This window comes from Pseudomonas frederiksbergensis (genome assembly GCF_003732275.1).
GTDB lineage: Bacteria > Pseudomonadota > Gammaproteobacteria > Pseudomonadales > Pseudomonadaceae > Aquipseudomonas > Aquipseudomonas frederiksbergensis_H.
In genome coordinates this window covers 151,900-170,663 of sequence record NZ_MOBM01000005.1, presented here as the reverse complement: position 1 = coordinate 170,663, position 18,764 = coordinate 151,900, and the positions used below count along the sequence as shown (strand labels likewise).

Below are 18,764 nucleotides of genomic sequence, written 5' to 3'. Positions count from 1 at the left end.
ATCACAACAACCTTCGAAACGAACGATGGAATCGCCATGACCCAGGCCCGACACCCGGAGAGACTCAGAGCATTCATAGGCGCCCTGGCTGAACTGATCGACAGCCACCCGCGTGAGGGTGACCTGTTGCATCGCGGCGGCAAGCTGCTCGGCCAATTGGTCAGCCACGACGACTGGCTGCCGGAAGACTTTGCCCGCCCCGACCCGGAGCGTTATCAGCAATACCTGTTGCATGCCGATTCACGGCAGCGCTTCAGTGTCGTCAGTTTTGTCTGGGGGCCGGGGCAACGCACGCCGATCCACGATCATCGGGTCTGGGGCCTGATCGGCATGTTGCGCGGCGCGGAGTTCTCGCAGGGATTCGCCCGCAACCCTGACGGCGCCCTGGTGCCCGAGGGTCAGCGGATACAGCTGCAACCCGGCCAAGTCGAAGCGGTGTCGCCCAAGATTGGCGACATTCATCAAGTCAGCAATGCCTTTGATGATCAGGTGTCCATCAGCATCCATGTCTATGGTGCCAACATCGGCGCCGTGCGCCGCGCGGTGTATCAGCCCGATGGCAGCGAAAAACTGTTTATCTCCGGTTATTCCAACGCCTTTCTCCCCAACATCTGGGATCTGTCCAAAGAGAGCCAAGCCCTATGAGCACCCTACTGATCCGCTCCTTCGCCGAGATTCGAAAGGCACTGTTGAACAAAGAAGAACTGGCCCTCGTCGATGTGCGTGAAGAGGCGCCTTTTGCTGAGGCGCATCCGTTGTTCGCCGCCAACATTCCACTGTCCAGGCTTGAGCTGGAGGTGTATTCGCGGATTCCACGGCGGGATACTCCGGTGACCGTCTACGACAACGGCGAAGGCCTGGCGCAGATAGCCGTTCAACGCTTGCAAGCACTCGGCTACGTCAATGTCGGCCTGCTGGAGGGTGGCCTGGATGGTTGGCGCCGCGCCGGGGGCGAGCTGTTTATCGACGTCAACGTGCCGAGCAAAGCCTTCGGAGAACTGGTGGAAAGTCAGCGTCACACGCCGTCCCTGGCGGCGGAAGAAGTTCAAGCGCTGCTCGACAGCGAGGCCGACGTGGTGGTGCTCGACGCCCGGCGCTTCGATGAATACCAGACCATGAGCATTCCCACCGGCATCAGTGTTCCAGGGGCGGAGTTGGTATTGCGCGCTCGCGAACTGGCGCCTGACCCGGCGACGCGGATCATCGTCAACTGCGCCGGGCGTACCCGCAGCATCATCGGCACGCAATCGTTGATCAACTCAGGCATACCCAACCCGGTTTCCGCCTTGCGCAACGGCACCATCGGCTGGACCCTGGCCGGTCAAAAACTGCGACACGGCCAGTCGCGCCGGTTTGCGCCGACCAGCGAAGAACATCGACAAGTCGCCGCCCGGGATGCCCGCCGTGTCGCCGACAAAGCCCTGGTCGGTCGCGCCAGTCTGGCCGACCTGCAACGCTGGCAACAAGAGTCGACCCGCAGCACTTACCTGTTCGATGTCCGCACTCCAGAAGAATTTGAATCCGGCCACCTGCCCGCTTCCCGTTCGACCCCCGGCGGACAACTGGTGCAGGAAACCGATCACTTCGCCAGTGTCCGTGGTGCCCGTCTGGTGCTGGTGGACGACGACGGCGTGCGGGCCAACATGTCGGCGTCCTGGCTGTCGCAACAGGGCTGGGAGGTGCATGTGCTGGATGACCTGCAGCCTGCGCATTTCAGCGAAAAAGGTGCCTGGCAGGCGCCGGTCCCCGCGCCGCAGCAGGCGGAGGAAATCAGCCCCGAAACCCTGGCCGAATGGCTGACCCATGGCGACAGCGTGGTGCTGGATTTCACCAGCAGCGCCAACTACGTCAAACGCCATATCCCCGACGCATGGTGGGCACTGCGCGGGCAATTGCGCGAAGCCCTGGCCAACGTACCAGCCGCACAACGCTACGTGCTGACCTGCGGCAGCAGCCAGTTGGCGCGGCTGGCGGTCGCCGAGGTCGAGGCCCTGACCGGCAAGCCGGTGTTCCTGCTCAAGGGCGGCACGGCCAGCTGGATCGCTGCGCAACTGCCACTGGAAGACGGTGAAACTCATCTGGCTTCGCCGCGCATTGATCGCTATCGCCGCCCCTATGAGGGCATCGACAGTCCTCGCGAAGCAATGCAAGCCTATCTGGACTGGGAATATGGATTGGTGGCGCAACTGGCCCGCGACGCCACCCATGGCTTTTTTGTGATCTGAGCCCCTAAGGCTTCTGCGCCGTATACCGGGCAGCGCCGTTTGATACGTCCAACGTTGAATTCAGCCCGACCCCTTTCTCCAGGCGGAGGTGACACGAAGCATCAAGACCCGCCTGGAGCACGCTGTTATGAGTTTCACCCAGCCGTTCAAACATCTGCTGATCGCCGCCGCCCTTACCTTTGGCGCAGTCACTCACGCCGCCGACCTGCAACCGCTGTTGGTGGCCAATCAAAAGTCCACGATCAAGGTACTGTTGGAGGTCTCCGGTGAACTGAAAAATGTGCCTTACGAGATCCAGTTCTCCGAGTTCCCCGCCGCCGCACCATTAGGTGAAGCGTTGAACGCTGGAGCGGTGGACATTGGTGCTCTGGGCGATGCGCCCTATGTGTTCGCCCTCGGCGCCGGTGCGCAGCTCAAAGTGGTCAGCATCATTCATGTTGAGGGGCGCAATACCACTGCCATTCTTGTGCCCAAGGATTCACCGATCAAAGATGTCTCAGGCCTCAAGGGCAAGCGAATCGTCACCACACGCGGCTCGATCGGGCACTTCCTGGCCATCAAGGCCCTGCGCGGTGCCGGCCTGAGCACCCAGGATGTGCAGTTCGTTTTCCTGTTGCCCAGCGAGTCAAGGCTGGTGCTGGATAACGGCACCGCGGATGCCTGGTCCACGTGGGATCCCTACACCACCGTTGTCACCTCTCAGAATCAGGCCAAGATCCTGGTCAGCGGCAGCAACCTGCTGAGCAATCACCTTTATCTCGCAGCCACCGACCAGGCCATCGTCGACAAGCGCCAGCAACTGGACGACTTCGTCGCCCGGGTCGACCGGGCCTACCGCTGGAGCAACGAGCACCCCAATGAGTACGCCGCCGCCCAGGCCAAAATCACCGGCCTGCCCCTGGCGGTGCATGTGGCTGTGGCCAAGGCGACCCACATGCAGCCGGTGGTGATTGACGACGCGGTCGTCAGCGGCTTGCAGGCCACCGCCGACATCTATCAGGAAGAAGGCTTGCTGACCCGACACATCGACGTCTCCCAAGGCTTCGACAAGAGCTTCAACACCAAACGTACCCCACTTACCCAGGCTTCGCGCTAAAGGAGTAGAACCATGAGCAAACAACGCCAACTCAAACTCGGAGCGATGGTCCATGGTGTCGGCCATGGCTGGGGCGAATGGCGCCACCCGCAGGCCCTGCCCAATGCCAGCGTGAATTTCGGTTTCTATCAGCAGCAAACGCAACTGGCTGAAGCGGCGAAGTTCGACTTCGTGTTTATCGCCGATAGCCTGCACATCCATGAGAAGTCGAGCCCGCACTACCTCAATCGCTTCGAGCCGCTGACCATTCTCTCAGCGCTGGCCGCGACCACTCGCCATATCGGCCTGGTGGCAACCGTCACCGTCAGCTACACCGAACCGTTTCAAGTGGCGCGCCAGTTCGCCTCGCTGGACCACATCAGCGGCGGTCGTGCCGGCTGGAACGTGGTGACCTCCTGGCTCAGCGGCACCGCCGATAATTTCGGCAAGGCCGAGCACCCACCCCATGCCGTGCGCTACCGCATCGCCAAGGAACATGTGAATGTGGTCAAGGGTTTGTGGGACTCCTGGGAAGACGACGCCTTCGCCTACGACAAGCAAAGCGGCGAGTTTTTCACCCCCGGCAAATTGCATGCGCTGGAGCACAAAGGTGAATTTTTCTCGGTGAAAGGCCCGCTCAACATCGCGCGCTCCCGGCAAGGTCAGCCAGTGATTTTCCAGGCCGGCACTTCGGAGGACGGACGTAATTTCGCCGCCGAGAATTCCGATGCGATTTTCGTCAGCCCCGAGGGGTTCGACGAAGCACGCACTTACTATCAAGACCTGAAAAAACGCGCCCGCGGCTTCGGCCGGGATGCACAAAAGCTGTCGATCCTGCCGGGCATCCGTCCGATCGTTGGCCGCGATGAAACGGAAGTTGAAAGCCGCTACCAGCAAGCGGTAGAGCTGGTGAGTATTGAGGATGCGATTGTCGCCCTCGGCCGGCCATTCAATGACCATGACTTCAGCCAATACCCGTTGGATGCGCCATTCCCCGAGCTGGGCGATTTAGGCTCCAATAGCCAGAAAGGCGGCTCGGACCGGATCAAACAACTGGCCAAAGACGAAGGCCTGACCTTGCGCGAAGTGGCCCTGCGTTTCTCCCGGCCACGGCGCGACTTCGTCGGCACACCCGAGCAAGTCGCCGATGCCATTCAAAATTGGTTCGAAGAAGGCGCCGCTGACGGTTTCATCATCAATTCATTGCTGCCCGATGGCCTGCAGTATTTCACCACGCTCGTGGTGCCGGTGCTGCAACAGCGCGGGTTGTTCCGCGACGAGTACAGCGGCACGACCTTGCGCGACAACCTTGGGCTCGAGGCACCCGCCAACCGTTACACAACCGCCCAGGTTCACGAGAAGAGCGAGGCGCTGGCATGAGCGAGTCCTTTAATCGCCTGTCGGGGCAGTTCAATCGTCGCGGCTTCCTGACGGCCAGTTCACTCGCCATCGGGGCGCTGGGGCTGTCCTCGATGGGATTGGCTTCGCGTGCGTTCGCGCAAAACACCTCGCTTTCGGACCTGACCCTGGGCGTCGCCACTTATCGCGGCCAAGAATCGTATTTCACCCAAGACGCCGGCACCGCCAATCGCCCTTACAAAGTCGACTACGCGGAATTTGCCGGCGGCAACTTGATCGTTGAAGCGCTGGCCTCGGGCAGTCTGGACATCGGCTCCATGAGCGAGATTCCGCCGATCTTCTCGATTCAGAGCCATCGCCAACCGCGACTCATCGCAGTGATACAAGGCGACGTGAACAACCAGGTGTTCCTGATTCCCAAGGACTCGAAGATCGAATCGGTCGGGCAGTTGCGCGGCAAACGGGTCGGGTACGTGCGCTCGACCACCTCGCATTACTTTCTGATCAAGGCGCTGAAAGAACAGGGCCTGACCCTGAACGACATCACCGCGGTGGCGCTCACGCCGCAGGATGGTTTCAGTGCCTTCCAGAGCGGTCAGCTCGATGCCTGGGTGATTTATGGGGTGTTTATCCAGTTGGCGAAATTCCGCAGTGGCGCCCGGGTGTTGAAAACCGCTGAGGGTTATTTGTCCGGCAACTACTTGATGGCGGCGCGCCCCGCTGCCCTCGAAGACCCGCTGCGCAAACAAGCGATTCAGGACTACTTGCAGCGTACGGCGCGCACGTTGGAGTGGATCAATAACAACCCCGAACCCTGGGCCACCAAATCCGCGCAGCTACTGGGCGTCGACAAAGCGGTGTTTCTCGACATGTACAACAGCCGCAGCCAACCGTGGAAGGTCATCGAAGTGGACGACCAGGCGATAGCCTCGCAGCAGGAAGTCGCGGATTTGTTCTTCGATGCGGGTGTGCTTAGCGAACGGCTGGATGTCAGTCCGTTGTGGGACAAAAACTTCAAGTTGTTGCCGCTGTGAATTTCATGACCGATCACTTACACCTGTGGCGAGGGGGCTTGCCCCCGTTGGGTCGCGAAGCGCCCCCAGCATTCTTTCAGTCATACCGTGCCAGCAGGTTTGCGACTGCTTCGCAGCCGAACGGGGGCAAGCCCCCTCGCCACAACTGATTGCAGTGAATCAACTATCGGCTCTCACCTTTTGATTGAGTGAATTCCTATGAGTCTTTCTTCTCAACACGCTCCGCCACTGCGATCCATCGAGGCGGCGAATTTCGAAACCTTGCTGGAAACCATCGGCGCGCAACTCAGCGCCACGGCGCACCTTTATGACGAAAGCGGTGCCTTCCCCCAGGACAACTTCAATCTGCTGCATGAGCACGGCCTGGTCGCGCTGACCGTGCCCAAGGCCCTCGGCGGTGGCGGCGCGAATCTGGCTCAGGCGCGCAAGGCGATCAGCGCAATCGCCAAAGGTGAACCCTCGACGGCGTTGATCCTGGTGATGCAGTACCTCCAGCACGCGCGCCTGCAAGACAGTAAAAACTGGCCCGAAGCGCTGCGCCTGCAAGTGGCGCAAGACGCGGTCCAGCAAGGCGCATTGATCAACGCCCTGCGGGTCGAGCCTGACCTTGGCACCCCGGCTCGCGGTGGTTTGCCGGCGACCGTTGCCCGGCGCACCTCCGCCGGTTGGCGCATCAGCGGGCGGAAAATCTACTCCACCGGCAGTCATGGCCTGACCTGGTTCAGCGTCTGGGCGCGCAGCACCGATGAGGACCCGCTGGTCGGCGCCTGGCTAGTGCACAAGGACGCACCCGGCATCAGCATCATTGAAGACTGGGATCATCTGGGCATGCGCGCCACGTGCAGTCACGAAGTGGTGTTCGACAATGTGCTGGTGCCGCTGGATCACGCAGTCAGCGTCAGCCCCTGGAGCGCGCCGCAACCCGAACTCGATGGCGACGGCTTCCTGTGGATGTCGGTGTTGCTCTCGTCGGTTTACGACGGTGTTGCCCAAGCCGCCCGGGACTGGCTGGTGGGTTGGCTGGAACAACGCAAGCCTTCCAACCTCGGCGCGGCGCTCTCGACCCTGCCGCGCTTCCAGGAAACCGTCGGGCACATCGACACGCTGTTGTTCGCCAACCGCAGCCTGCTGGATGCCGCTGCCGAAGGACGCACGCCAGCCAGTAGCGCCGCGCAACTGAAATACCTGGTGACCGGCAACGCCATCCGCGCCGTCGAGTTGGCCATCGAAGCGTCCGGCAACCCCGGCCTGTCACGCCACAATCCGCTGCAACGGCATTACCGCGATGTGCTGTGCAGTCGCGTTCACACGCCGCAGAACGATGCCGTATTGCAAGGTGTCGGCAAAGCGGTTTTCGCCCAGCGCCTGCAAAAGGAACGCCCATGAACCCGCTCGTTATCGCCAGTCAACTGGATGCAGACTTCAACGAGGTGATCCGACAGCGCCTCGCATACACGCACCCTGATGCCCAGGTAATCGACGTGCCGAGCGGCGTACCTAGCGACCTGCCGACTGAAGTCAGTATTCTGCTGGCGCGGCCGATCAATGTGCGCGGCTACGTGGCGCCAGACACACCGCCGCCAGGTTGGCCCTACGGTTTGAAGTGGGTTCAGGTGGTGTCTTCCGGCATCGACTTCTACCCCAAATGGCTGTTCAACGGCCCGCCGGTGAGCACCTCCCGGGGCAGCGCCGCCGAGAACATCGCCGAGTTTGCCCTGGCCGCGATTTTCGCTGCCGCCAAGCGTCTGCCGCATATTTAGGTGCATGACTCGCAATGGAATTTCACCGCCCTGACGCCACTCAAGGGCACCACGTTGGGGATTCTCGGCTTCGGTGCGATTGGCAGCAGCTTGGCGAGCAAAGCTCACGCCTTGGGCATCAATGTGCTGTCGTTGCGTCAGAGTCAGACGCCGTTCGAGGTGGAAGGCGTCGAAGCCGCACGCGATATCCATGATTTGTTTGCCCGTTCCGACCATCTGGTGCTGGCCGCGCCGTTGACCGGCGCGACCCGGCATATCGTCAACAGTGTGGTACTCGCCAGCGCCAAACCTGGTCTGCACCTGATCAACATCGCCCGTGGCGGTCTGCTGGATCACGGGGCGTTGCTTGAAGCACTGGACAGCGGAGCGATCGGCCTGGCTTCGCTGGACGTCACCGAGCCCGAGCCACTGCCGGACGGGCATCCGCTCTACACCCATTCACGGGTGCGCTTGTCACCCCATACCTCGGCGATTTCCACCAACAGTCGCCATGAGATTGCTGACAGTTTCCTGGCCAATCTTGAGCGTTATCTCAACGGTTTGGCGTTGGAGAATCAGGCGAACGTACAACGCGGGTATTGAATCCAGCCGGTCTACCGTCTTCGCGGGCAAGCCTCGCTCCTGCAGTTGGAATGCATTCCTCTGTAGGAGCGAGGCTTGCCCGCGAATGCGTTTTAACTGCCCACATCAACATCAGATTTACGCATCTCTATACAATACTTAATGCCTGTTTTTTATAATTAACTTATAACTAAACGGACTTTTACAGCACCGTATTATACAAATATCGTTACAGCCATCACCGACCCCTGACCAGGTGGAGGCCCTCGGAACTGCACGTTTTTCCGGCCGACACCACTCCACGGTCAACTGCCACACCCAAAACCTGAAAACGGCTCAAGCCCCCGCTGCCATGGCTTTCGAATCATGGCCCCGGCAACGCTTTGCCCGAAAAAAACATAACAACACCAACGCTGCATCTACACACCTGGGGTTCACCATGCACAACACCTTCACTGCAAACCGTCTGACGCTGGCCGTGTCGCTGGCGATGTTCGGGTTGTCGGCCCACGCCGAAGAAAACACCATGGATGGTGCCCTCCCCGTTGTCACAGTCACCGCCGAACACCACAGCGAAGACCTGCAAAAAACCCCGCTGGCGATTTCCGCGTTCGACGAAAAAGCCCTGGAAGACAAGCAGATCAAAAGCATCCGCGACCTCTCCGGGCAAGTGCCGAACCTGACCCTCAGCCGCCAGTCGATCTCCTACAGCGCCCAGACCTACGGGATTCGTGGCATCGGCGAAACCGATCCGATCCAGGAATCCGCCGTCGCGGTCTACGCCGATGACCTGTACATCCCGCGAGCGATTTCCTCGATGCTCGACTTCAACGACGTCGAGCGCGTCGAAGTGTTGCGTGGCCCGCAAGGCACGCTGTATGGACGCAACAGCAGCGCCGGCGCGATCCGCGTGATCACCCGCGATCCGACCCAGGAAACCCGGGGTTTCTTCGAGTTAGGCGCCGGCAACTACAACGCGCAGAACGGCCGATTCCTGATCAGTGGCCCGCTGGTGGACAACGCACTGTTCGGCAGTTTTTCGGCGATTCGCCTGACCCGTGACGGCACCGTCTCCAACCCGACCCGCGGCGAGGATGTGAACAACGTCGACATCCAGTCGTACCGTGGCAAGCTGCGCTTCAACCCGATCGATTCGCCGTGGGATGTGCAGTTGACCCTGGCCGGCACCTTCGACCGTGGCGACACCACCAGCTACACGCCGTTTGATGCCAACGGCCACTTCGACAAATTCAAGAGCTACAGCAGCCTCGATCCGAAGAACCGTCTCGATCAGGGCAGTTCGGTGCTGCGTGCCATCTACACGATCAACGACAACCTGAACTTCAAATCGGTGACGGCTTACTCCGCGTTCAACCAACCGGTGAACTATGACAACTCGGGGCAAGCCGCGCTGATCCAACAGAACCTGATCACCTACAAACAGGACTACGCCACCCAGGAATTCCAGCTCAACGGCGACTACGACCGATTCAGTTTCAGCACCGGCCTGTACCTGTACCGCGAAAAATTCGAAGCCGACCGCGACAATCTCACCTATTCCGTGGCGCGCAACCGGGTGATCGGCCAGGGCCAGTACAGCACGACCAACACCGAAAGCTACGCGCTGTATGGCCAGGGCAGCTACAAGATCACGCCGCAACTGTCGCTGATCGCCGGGCTACGGTTTACCCGCGAACACAAGAACTTCGACTACACCAACTACGCGATCAATACCAATCGGCAGATCACCGGGACCAACTTCAGCGCCGAGTCGAGCAAGTCGTGGCAGTCCACCAGCCCGAAACTCGGCTTCGAATACGCCTGGACACCGCACCTGAACCAGTACGCCTACGTGGCCAAAGGGTTCAAGGCCGGTGGTTACGACAACCGCGCGCCAACCCGGGCCGCGGCTGAGCAAGCGTTCTCGCCGGAAGACGTGACGACCTGGGAAACCGGCTTCAAGGGTGACTTCTTCGACCAGCGCCTGCGGGCAAACGTCGCGCTGTTCTACAACGACTACAAAGACCTGCAAACCAATGCCTACGACCCGGCGCTGGGTGTCAGCTTGCGGACCAACGTCGGCCAGGCACACACCTATGGCGTAGAACTGGAAACCCTGACCGCGCTGACCCGCGACCTGCAACTGACCGCCAATATCGGTTATCTGGAAAGCCAGTACGACGACTTCGAAAATGCCAGCGGTGCCGGTGTCGATGCCAACGGCAAACAGTTGGTGTTCTCCCCGCGCTGGAACGCCAGCGTCGGTCTCAACTACACCATCCCCGCCGGACTGCCCGGCACCTGGCTGGCGGGCACCGATGCGCAGTTCCAGACCAAGTCCTACGCCAACGCGCTCAACGACGACGTCCAGGAAATTCCCCAGCAGACCTTCTGGAATGCCAACACCCGCTACATCTCCAGCGACGGTCACTGGACCACCACGCTGGCCGTGAAAAATCTGCTCGACCGCGCCTACCCGCAATCGGTCGGCTACGTGCCCTCCAGCGGCGCCCGCTTCTACTCCATCAACGATCCGCGAACCCTCTTGCTGTCTGTGCGCTACGACCTCTGACCCCTAACGACGAACACTCCTACACGGGATTCGACACACCTGGAACGCTAAGGAGCATCACGATGGCTTTCACCCGCAGAGAACTGATTTCCCGCATTGCCGCCGTCGGTGGCTATTCCGCCGCTGTCAGCGCCCTCGGTGCACTGGGGCTCACGCCTCAAGCCGTGGCTGCGAGCTTCAACCCGTTGCAACTGGGCAGCAGTGGCAAAGGCAAACACGTGGTGGTGGTCGGTGCCGGTATTTCCGGGCTGGTCAGTGCCTATGAACTGCGCAAGGCTGGTTTCACCGTGACCATTCTCGAAGCCCGCGAGCGGGTTGGCGGGCGTAATTGGACGCTGCGGCGCGGCAGCAAAGTCGATTTCGACGATGGCGTCAGCCAGACCGTCGACTTCGATGACGGGCACTTTTTCAACGCCGGTCCCGCGCGGATTCCCAGTCATCACCAGACGATCCTCGGCTACTGCCGCGAACTGGGCGTCGAACTACAAGTGCTGGTCAACAGCAGCCGCAATGCACTGGCCTTGCCCGATCCGACCAAACCGGCATTCCAGTTGCGCCAGGCGGTCAACGACACCCGTGGCCAACTATCGGAATTGCTGGCGCGTACCGTCAGCCGCAAGGCCCTGGACCAGGATCTGAGCGTCGACGATCGCAAGGCGCTGCTCAATTTCCTCAAGGTCTATGGCGACCTCAACGCCGATTTCCAATACAAGGGCTCGGTGCGCTCGGGGTACACCCGCGTCCCCGGTGCCGGCGATCAAACCGGCATCACCCGTGCGCCGCTGGAGCTACAGACCCTGCTCAATCCCAAGCTCTGGGGCGCGTTGGTGTTCGATGAAATCCCGGAGTTTTCCTCGACCATGTTCCAACCGGTTGGCGGCATGGACAGGATTCCCTACGCGTTCTACGACAAGCTCAAGGATGCGGTGCGTTTCAACGCCGAAGTCAGCGATATTCAAACCTCCGAAAACGGCAGCCGCATCACCTACCGGGACCGCAAGACCGGCACCACTCAGACGCTGAGCGCTGATTACGCCATCGTCACGGTACCCCTGCCGTTGCTGGCCAAGCTGCCGAGTAACTTCAGCAAGCCGTTCAAGCAAGCGATTCTCAGCGCGCAAAGCGATCAGGCAAACAAGGTCGCCTGGCAGTCACAGCGTTTCTGGGAAACCGACTTCAACATCTACGGCGGATTGTCGTACCTGGATCATGAAGTCAAAGGTTTGTGGTACCCCAGCGACCGGTTGAACAGCGCCCAGGGCATTCTAGTCGCGGCCTACAACACCAGCGAATCGGCCCAGGTCTTCAGCAAAAAATCCCTCGCAGAACAGTTCGCCTCCTCCCGGCAAGCCGTCGAACTGCTGCACCCCGGCCACAGCACCAAGCTGCAAAAACCAGTGGCCATCAACTGGGCCAAGGTGCCCTTCAGCAAAGGCCCGTGGATCGTCAACGACGAGGTCGGCGAGAGCGCTTACCAGCTTCTCAACGCGCCTCAGGGCCGCACGTACCTGGCCAGCGACGCCCTCGCCCATGGTGGCGTCGGCATCTGGCAGAACAGCGCCGCCGACTCGGCGCGGCGCATCGTTTCCCTGATCGGCCGCCATGCCGAACGCCATCAACCGAGCGTTGCCGCCTGACTTTTTTCAATAAAGGACTGACCGATGAAAACCATGACTTTGCTCACAGGACTCCTCATGACCGCCACCGCCCTCAGCAGCCACGCCGACGAGATCAAACGCATTGCCCTGCCCAACTCCAGTTTCCCGATTTCGCTGGCGGTGTCGGTGCCGGCGCAGACCGATTTGTTGTTCGTCAGCGGCCTACTCGCCGACCTGCACGACCCGCAAGCGCCGAAGGATTCCTTTGCCGCTTATGGCGACACCGCAACCCAGACCACCTCGATCCTCAACAAGCTCAAAGGCGTACTGCAAAGCCAAGGCCTGGACCTGGGTGATGTGGTGCAACTTCGGGTGTTTCTGGTGGGCGACTCGGCCAAGGGCGGCAAGCTCGATTTCGCCGGGTTGCAGGAAGGCTATACGCCGTTCTTCGGCAGCGCCGCGCAACCGAACAAACCGGCACGCACCGCCGTGCAGGTAGTAGCCCTGCCGCTACCGGGCGGGCTGGTCGAAATCGAAGCCGTCGCCGCTCGCAAGAAGTGACACGGACCTTAGCCGACATTCAGGAGCTTCACTCTCATGCTCAACTGCCAAACGCGCCTTGCCGCGCCTGCCTACCGCCCGTTATTGCTGCCCCTGTCGATTGCCTGTGGCCTGGCCTCGTTCAACATCGAGGCCGCAGAAAGCGGCTCACCAACCCTCGACACCGTAGTCGTCACGGGTAACCGTGGCACCGTCCAACGCACTGTCACCACCAGCCCGACACCGATCGATGTGGTGACCGGCGAACAATTGCGTTCGGTGGGCAAACCGAGCCTGTTGGAGGTGCTGAGCAAGTTCATCCCATCCTTCAACCTGCCCGACCGCGCCGGTTGGGATGCCAGCGGCGTGGTTCGCTCGGCCACCCTGCGGGGCCTGACCGCGTCCCATGTGTTGGTGCTGGTCAACGGCAAACGCCGGCATACCAGCGCCACGTTGAACATCAACGGCATCAACAGCGGCGCGGCACCCAGCGACCTCGACCTGATCCCGGTGGCGTCCATCGATCATATCGAGGTGCTGCGCGACGGCGCGGCGGCGCAGTACGGTTCGGATGCCATTTCCGGGGTGATCAACATCATCCTCAAGCAGACCACCGGAGGCAGTTCCGACACGACGGTTGGTCAGGGCTACGACGGTAAACGCGGAACCGCGCAGGAAGCGCTCAACTATGGTTTCCAAGTCGGCGAGGCCGGCGTGCTCAATGTCTCGCTCGACACCCGCTACCAGGAGCGCGACAACAAGGCCGGCAGCAACGGCTACAGTGCACATTACTATCCGCAGGCCGACGGCTCGCCCGACCCGCGCGAGGCCGATGCCAGCCACCACACCTACAAAGGCTACGGCTTGCCCCGCAGCCAACTGGCCGATGTCGCCTACAACCTCGACCTGCCGCTGAACGATGCCGTCACGCTCTACTCGTTCTCGACCCTGGCCACGCGGGAGAACAACGACGGCCAGAACTTCCGCCTGCCCAGCGGCCGCAATACCATCACCACCGGCCCCAACGGTTACCCCGACGGTTACAGCCCCTACTGGCTGATCAACGAAACCGACTTCCAGTCCGCGTTCGGCGCCAAGGGCGAGGATTTTGGCGGCTGGGCCTGGGACCTGAGCAGCACCTACGGGCGCAACTACGCCAAGCAACGCACCTACGACAACCAGAACCCGTCGCTGGGTGAAAACACGCCGAACAAATTCACTTCCGGCATCTACATCGCCGACCAGTTGACCAGCAACCTGGACCTGAAAAACAGCTATGAAATCGGCCTGGCCAAGCCGCTGGATGTGGCCTTCGGGTTCGAACATCGGAGGGAAAGCTACGAGACCCGCGCTGGCTCCGAAGCCTCGTACATCGATGGCGGCTACGTGTTCCCCGCCGGCCACCCACGTGCCGGGCAACGGCCCGATCCGGGGGCTCAGGTCACCAACGGCATCAGCCCTGAAGACGCGCAGAAAGTCAGCCGTAACAGCGTCGCCAGCTACGTCGACCTGGGTTTCTACCCCGTCGAACAGTGGTACCTCGGGGTCGCCGCACGCTACGAGCATTACAACGAAGGCGTCGGCGGTACCCGCAGCGGCAAACTCAGCACCCGCTACGAATTCAACCCGGTGTTCTCTGTACGCGGCACCATCAGCAACGGCTTTCGTGCGCCGTCGCTGGCCAATCAGATTTTCACCGCGCGCTCGACCGGGTTCGACACCATCAATGGTGTCTACCAGTCTTACAACTACGTGATTCTGCCGGTGGATTCGGCCGGCGCTCAAGCCCTCGGGGCCGAGTCGTTGAAACCCGAACGCTCGACCAACTTCAGTCTCGGTTTCGCCCTGACGCCCAGCGAAGACCTGAGCCTGACCGTGGACGGCTACGTCATCAACCTGCGCGACCGTCTGGTGCTCAGCGAACGTTTCCAGGGGCCGGGCGTCGCCGGCCTGCTCGACAGCATTGGCGTGCCAGCCACCGCCGGCGCGCAATACTTCACCAACGGCGCCAACACCCGGACCTCCGGGGTCGATGTGGTGGGTAATTATCGGCAGAACCTGGACCGCTACGGCTCGGTGAGATGGATTGCGGCGCTGAACTACAACCACACGAAAATCCTCAGCGTCAACGACACACCGTCACAACTGACCGCCTTGGGCGACTTCCAGTTGCTCGGCCGCCAATCGCGAGCACTGATTACCAAAACTTCACCCAGCAGCAAGATGATCTTCTCCGCCGACTGGGCGATCAGCGACTTCGACGTCAACCTGCGCCTGACCCGTTATGGCACCTACACCGAGGTCAACAGTTCAAGCGATCCAAGCCTTGATCGCGAGTATTCGGCCAAATGGATCACCGACCTCGACGTGGCCTATGCAATCAACAGACAACTGACCGTCGCCGTCGGCGCGCAGAACCTGTTCGACAAGTACCCCGACCATATCGGCGTAAGCAACTCTTCGTTCGGCGATAACTGGGGCAGTTATTCATCCTTCGGCTTCACCGGCGGTTACTACTACACCCGCCTGCAATACGCGTTTCTGATTCCTCGGGCGCGCAGAGCAAGAGCAAAAGATCGCAGGGTATTTCGAAGTGCAGCCATTCATTCTGAGCGATGCCGAACCGGTAAGGATGGCGCCTGAGGCTTAGGTTCCATATAGCCTGACAAAAGGCTCTTATTCTATTACAGAAGTACAAATTGATTTTATAGTGCGTTTCAATCTATGCGCTGGAGTTGATACAGATACGCCTCTTCAATTTGTTCAGGAGCCATGATGTCCGATCCAAAACCTCTGTTGTTTGCACTTTACGAACAAGCCAGTGTGGGCTGTGGAGGTGCGCCGAGCCTCTGGACGCATCCGGCTGACGAGCGTCTGGCAATCAACTCTTTGGGCTACTGGTCAAACCTGGCGCGCATTGCTGACCAGGCCAACCTCGACATGCTGTTTTTCGGCGACGTGCTGGGTTTCTACGACGTCTTTGGCGGCAATGCCGATGCCGCGATGAAGTGGGCCGTGGAAGCTCCGGCCAACGACCCGCTGATGATCATTCCCGCCCTGGCCGCGGTCACCAAAAACCTAGCGTTCGGCGTCACGGTCACCACCAGCTATGAACACCCCTTCTCCCACGCTCGGCGTTTCAGCACCCTGGATCACCTCACCAACGGCCGGGTGGGCTGGAACATCGTGACCTCTTACCTGTCCAGCGCCGCGCGTAACTTCGGCCTTGAACAGATGATCAAACACGACGACCGCTACGAACGCGCCGAAGAATTTCTCGATGTGGTGTACAAACTGTGGGAAGGCAGTTGGGCCGATAATGCGGTGATCGCGGACAAAGCTCGTCAGTTGTATGCTCGAGGTGATCGGGTACGGCCGATTAACCACGTCGGCGAGCACTATCGAGTCGCCGGGCCGCACCTGACCTCACCGTCGCCGCAGCGCACACCACTACTGATCCAGGCCGGCTGGTCGGGTCGCGGTCGCGAGTTCGCCGCCAAGCATGCCGAACTGATCTTCATTGCCAAGTCCAACCCTCAGGAAATCCGCCTGGGCCTGGAGGACATATGGGCCAAGGCCCAGGCTCTCGGTCGCCAGCGTGAGGATGTGAAGTCCCTGACTGTATTGCGCATCGTCACCGCCAAAACCGAAATTGAAGCGCAGCGCAAATATGACGCGTTGCAAAGCAACTACCATCTTCAAGCGCAACTGGTCAGTTATGCGGGCGACACGGGCATTGATATCAGTCGCTACGCCGACAGCGATGCGTTGTCGACTCACACCGAAGGGCTGACGTCCTATGTCATGCACCCCGATGGCAGTGGTAAGCCGTTGACCGCCGGGGATGTGAAGCAACGTTTTGCCAAAGTTACCCGCGGCAGCGACCTGATCCTGGTGGGCACCCCACAACAGGTAGCCGACCGGATCGAAGAACACGCACGCATTTCCGGCACCAGCGGCTACATGATCAATCCGTTGATCAGTCCTGGCACACTCGAAGATTTCGTGGAGTTGATCATTCCCGAATTACAGAAGCGCGGCCTCTACAGAACCCAGCCGCAAAGCGGTACCTTCAGGTCCAGGTTAAGGGAAGACGGCCGCAGCCATTTACCCGACTCGGCTTATGGTGCTTCATTCCGCTTCGGCAAGGCGCTATAGCCCGAAGGCGACTGCTCAAGCGTTATCAAGCAGTCGCCGAACGTTCAAGAAAAACGTTGCGAGACATCAGCGTTTACAGCGTAAGAAACAGCGCCGAGGTCCAGACTCGAGATTGATCGCGCTGCCGGGCGCAGATGAACAATGGATGCTCACGGCCTGGCTGCAGATTCAACCGGGAAAGCTCGATCTACCCTTGCAACTCACGGGGCAGCGGCGCAGCGGTGGCTCTTTCAAGGGACACTTTCAATTCCGCTCCCGGCAGCTCTTCGAAATACGGGCGAACCAGTGGGTATTTAGCGAGGACAACCGTCTGCATCTCCCATTGCGACCACGCCTAGGCGGCCGATGTGATTGGCGATGACGTCGCGCCATAGCCAAAGCTTCGGATTACACGTTAAAACCAAGGCTGGTTCCGAAAGGCCCAGGTAGCCACGAAGAATCCAGCGCTACATTAATTGGCGACGCTGTGTAGCCTGCGCGTAAATGCCCGGGCCACACTGCAACGCAATCCTAATTTGCGCGGGTGTCGAGTGGCCTTAACCTGTTCGGTCATTGAAACAGTCATGGCGCACTCAACAACAGATTACGATATCGACCTCACAACATCCGAGGCCAGACCTCTGACTCCTTCAGACTAAAACCTGTGTGGCATCACACTTTCACTCCGGTGTAAGGCTCAAACCAATTCGGCTAAAGATGCCGGATTGAAGCCCTTCAGATCCGCGTAATCGCCTTGTTCCACTTTGGCGACCCAATCCTTGTCACTCAGCAGAACACGCCCTACAGCGATCAGATCAAACTCTTCGCGCTCCATACGCTCGACGAGTCGATCCAGACTCGCAGGGGTTGATCCCTTGCCGGCGAATGCGTGAGTAACATCGTTATCCAGCCCGACCGAACCGACGCTAATGGTTGTGGCCCCAGTGACTTTCTTCGCCCAGCCCGCGCAGTTCAGCCCGTTCTCACCATCAATTTCGGGAAACTCAGGGTCCCAGAAGCGTCGCTGCGAGCAATGCAGAACATCAACACCCGCTTCGACCAACGGCAGCAGCCAGTCTTCCATTAATGCAGGGGTCTCTGCGAGGCGCACCCCAAAGTCCTGCGGCTTCCACTGGCTGACGCGCATGATGATAGGGAATTCGGGGCCGACCGCATGACGAACGGCAGACACGATCTCAGCGGCAAAGCGCGAGCGCTCTTTGATCGTCGGTCCGCCATAACGATCGGTGCGCTGATTGGTGCCGGCCCAGAAGAACTGATCGATCAAATAACCATGAGCCCCATGGATCTCAACGGTGTCGAAACCCAGGCGTTTGGCATCCGCTGCTGCCTTGGCAAAAGCAGCAACTGTATCTGCAATATCCTCTTCGCTCATCGCCACACCGCGCGGGTCGTTTGGCGAATCGAGGCCAGATGGGCTTTCAACTGGCGCATCAGGCTCCCAGCCGCTGACGTCACGCACTGCACCGGTGTGCCAGAGTTGCGGCCCCATACGGCCACCCGCATTGTGGACAGAATCGATCACGTTCTTCCATCCGGCCAGCGCTGCTTCACCGTGGAAAAAAGGAATGCCGGAACCGTTACGTGAAGCGGGACGATCGATGACGGTCCCTTCTGACAAAATTAATCCGGCCCGACCTTCAGCGCGCCGCCGGTAGTATGCAGCGCTCCCTTCGCCGGGGATGCCCTCTGGCGAAAATTGCCTGGTCATCGGCGCCATGACAATCCGGTTTTTCAGCTCAAGCGACCCGATGGAAAAAGGACGGAATAAAATGCTGGTATCAAGGTTTGACATTGGATGGACTCCATTTGCTTTCGGAAGCCATATAAGTATATTTTGTAAACCAAATGTCAATTAGGCACCTAGAGTCGCCTAGGTATA

Annotated in this window: 12 protein-coding genes and 2 pseudogenes; 12 read left to right on the top strand and 2 right to left on the bottom strand. The window is 60.1% G+C overall.

From position 1 onward, the window contains the following. The first annotated feature begins 36 nt into the window (after positions 1 to 36). The 12 genes and pseudogenes from BK662_RS03675 to BK662_RS03620 all read left to right on the top strand — a co-directional run bounded on the left by BK662_RS03675 (position 37) and on the right by BK662_RS03620 (position 16,882). Complete coding sequence (locus BK662_RS03675; RefSeq protein WP_123356792.1) at positions 37 to 645, top strand: cysteine dioxygenase family protein; 609 nt, start codon at positions 37 to 39, stop codon at positions 643 to 645. After that, positions 642 to 2,225 carry a rhodanese-related sulfurtransferase gene (locus BK662_RS03670; protein ID WP_123356790.1) on the top strand — a complete coding sequence of 528 codons (1,584 nt, stop codon included), beginning with the start codon at positions 642 to 644 and terminating at the stop codon, positions 2,223 to 2,225. Before BK662_RS03675 ends, BK662_RS03670 begins: the two co-directional genes overlap by 4 nt. Positions 2,226 to 2,352: 127 nt before the next feature. Then, on the top strand, positions 2,353 to 3,321 hold the full coding sequence (locus tag BK662_RS03665; protein WP_123356787.1) for an ABC transporter substrate-binding protein: 969 nt from the start codon (positions 2,353 to 2,355) through the stop codon (positions 3,319 to 3,321). 12 nt (positions 3,322 to 3,333) lie between these two features. Then, positions 3,334 to 4,680: an LLM class flavin-dependent oxidoreductase gene (locus BK662_RS03660; protein WP_123356785.1), complete on the top strand. Its 1,347-nt coding sequence runs from the start codon at positions 3,334 to 3,336 to the stop codon at positions 4,678 to 4,680. Next, positions 4,677 to 5,693, top strand: a complete 1,017-nt coding sequence (locus BK662_RS03655) for an ABC transporter substrate-binding protein (RefSeq protein ID WP_123356783.1) — start codon at positions 4,677 to 4,679, stop codon at positions 5,691 to 5,693. The genes BK662_RS03660 and BK662_RS03655 overlap by 4 nt, the downstream gene beginning before the upstream one ends. Positions 5,694 to 5,891: 198 nt before the next feature. After that, complete coding sequence (locus BK662_RS03650) at positions 5,892 to 7,079, top strand: acyl-CoA dehydrogenase family protein (RefSeq protein ID WP_123356781.1); 1,188 nt, start codon at positions 5,892 to 5,894, stop codon at positions 7,077 to 7,079. Then, positions 7,076 to 8,035, top strand: a pseudogene (locus BK662_RS03645) (D-isomer specific 2-hydroxyacid dehydrogenase family protein). Before BK662_RS03650 ends, BK662_RS03645 begins: the two are co-directional and overlap by 4 nt. Before the next feature lie 418 nt (positions 8,036 to 8,453). Beyond that, positions 8,454 to 10,586 carry a TonB-dependent receptor gene (locus BK662_RS03640; RefSeq protein WP_123356778.1) on the top strand — a complete coding sequence of 711 codons (2,133 nt, stop codon included), beginning with the start codon at positions 8,454 to 8,456 and terminating at the stop codon, positions 10,584 to 10,586. A 62-nt stretch (positions 10,587 to 10,648) separates the two neighbouring features. After that, positions 10,649 to 12,223 (top strand): flavin monoamine oxidase family protein, encoded by a 1,575-nt coding sequence (locus tag BK662_RS03635; protein WP_123356776.1) that lies wholly within the window; start codon positions 10,649 to 10,651, stop codon positions 12,221 to 12,223. Between the two features lie 24 nt (positions 12,224 to 12,247). Next, positions 12,248 to 12,745 (top strand): RidA family protein, encoded by a 498-nt coding sequence (locus tag BK662_RS03630; protein ID WP_123356774.1) that lies wholly within the window; start codon positions 12,248 to 12,250, stop codon positions 12,743 to 12,745. 36 nt (positions 12,746 to 12,781) lie between these two features. Beyond that, on the top strand, positions 12,782 to 15,367 hold the full coding sequence (locus BK662_RS03625; RefSeq protein WP_259695874.1) for a TonB-dependent receptor plug domain-containing protein: 2,586 nt from the start codon (positions 12,782 to 12,784) through the stop codon (positions 15,365 to 15,367). A gap of 132 nt (positions 15,368 to 15,499) precedes the next feature. Further along, on the top strand, positions 15,500 to 16,882 hold the full coding sequence (locus BK662_RS03620) for an LLM class flavin-dependent oxidoreductase (protein WP_123356772.1): 1,383 nt from the start codon (positions 15,500 to 15,502) through the stop codon (positions 16,880 to 16,882). Between the two features lie 73 nt (positions 16,883 to 16,955). Here BK662_RS03620 and BK662_RS35675 read toward each other — a convergent pair. Further along, positions 16,956 to 17,150 (bottom strand): annotated as a pseudogene (locus BK662_RS35675) (hypothetical protein); the annotation flags it as partial. A 408-nt stretch (positions 17,151 to 17,558) separates the two neighbouring features. Then, complete coding sequence (locus BK662_RS03610; RefSeq protein WP_123356770.1) at positions 17,559 to 18,677, bottom strand: NADH:flavin oxidoreductase; 1,119 nt, start codon at positions 18,675 to 18,677, stop codon at positions 17,559 to 17,561. Between the last annotated feature and the right edge of the window lie 87 nt (positions 18,678 to 18,764).

Bases quoted from the DNA above. Each gene is read 5' to 3' on its own strand.
- BK662_RS03660 (WP_123356785.1), top strand. From the start codon at position 3,334: ATGAGCAAACAACGCCAACTCAAACTCGGAGCGATGGTCCATGGTGTC.
- BK662_RS03675 (WP_123356792.1), top strand. From the start codon at position 37: ATGACCCAGGCCCGACACCCGGAGAGACTCAGAGCATTCATAGGCGCC.
- BK662_RS03670 (WP_123356790.1), top strand. From the start codon at position 642: ATGAGCACCCTACTGATCCGCTCCTTCGCCGAGATTCGAAAGGCACTG.
- BK662_RS03655 (WP_123356783.1), top strand. From the start codon at position 4,677: ATGAGCGAGTCCTTTAATCGCCTGTCGGGGCAGTTCAATCGTCGCGGC.
- BK662_RS03610 (WP_123356770.1), bottom strand. From the start codon at position 18,677: ATGTCAAACCTTGATACCAGCATTTTATTCCGTCCTTTTTCCATCGGG.
- BK662_RS03630 (WP_123356774.1), top strand. From the start codon at position 12,248: ATGAAAACCATGACTTTGCTCACAGGACTCCTCATGACCGCCACCGCC.
- BK662_RS03620 (WP_123356772.1), top strand. From the start codon at position 15,500: ATGTCCGATCCAAAACCTCTGTTGTTTGCACTTTACGAACAAGCCAGT.
- BK662_RS03665 (WP_123356787.1), top strand. From the start codon at position 2,353: ATGAGTTTCACCCAGCCGTTCAAACATCTGCTGATCGCCGCCGCCCTT.
- BK662_RS03640 (WP_123356778.1), top strand. From the start codon at position 8,454: ATGCACAACACCTTCACTGCAAACCGTCTGACGCTGGCCGTGTCGCTG.
- BK662_RS03625 (WP_259695874.1), top strand. From the start codon at position 12,782: ATGCTCAACTGCCAAACGCGCCTTGCCGCGCCTGCCTACCGCCCGTTA.
- BK662_RS03635 (WP_123356776.1), top strand. From the start codon at position 10,649: ATGGCTTTCACCCGCAGAGAACTGATTTCCCGCATTGCCGCCGTCGGT.
- BK662_RS03650 (WP_123356781.1), top strand. From the start codon at position 5,892: ATGAGTCTTTCTTCTCAACACGCTCCGCCACTGCGATCCATCGAGGCG.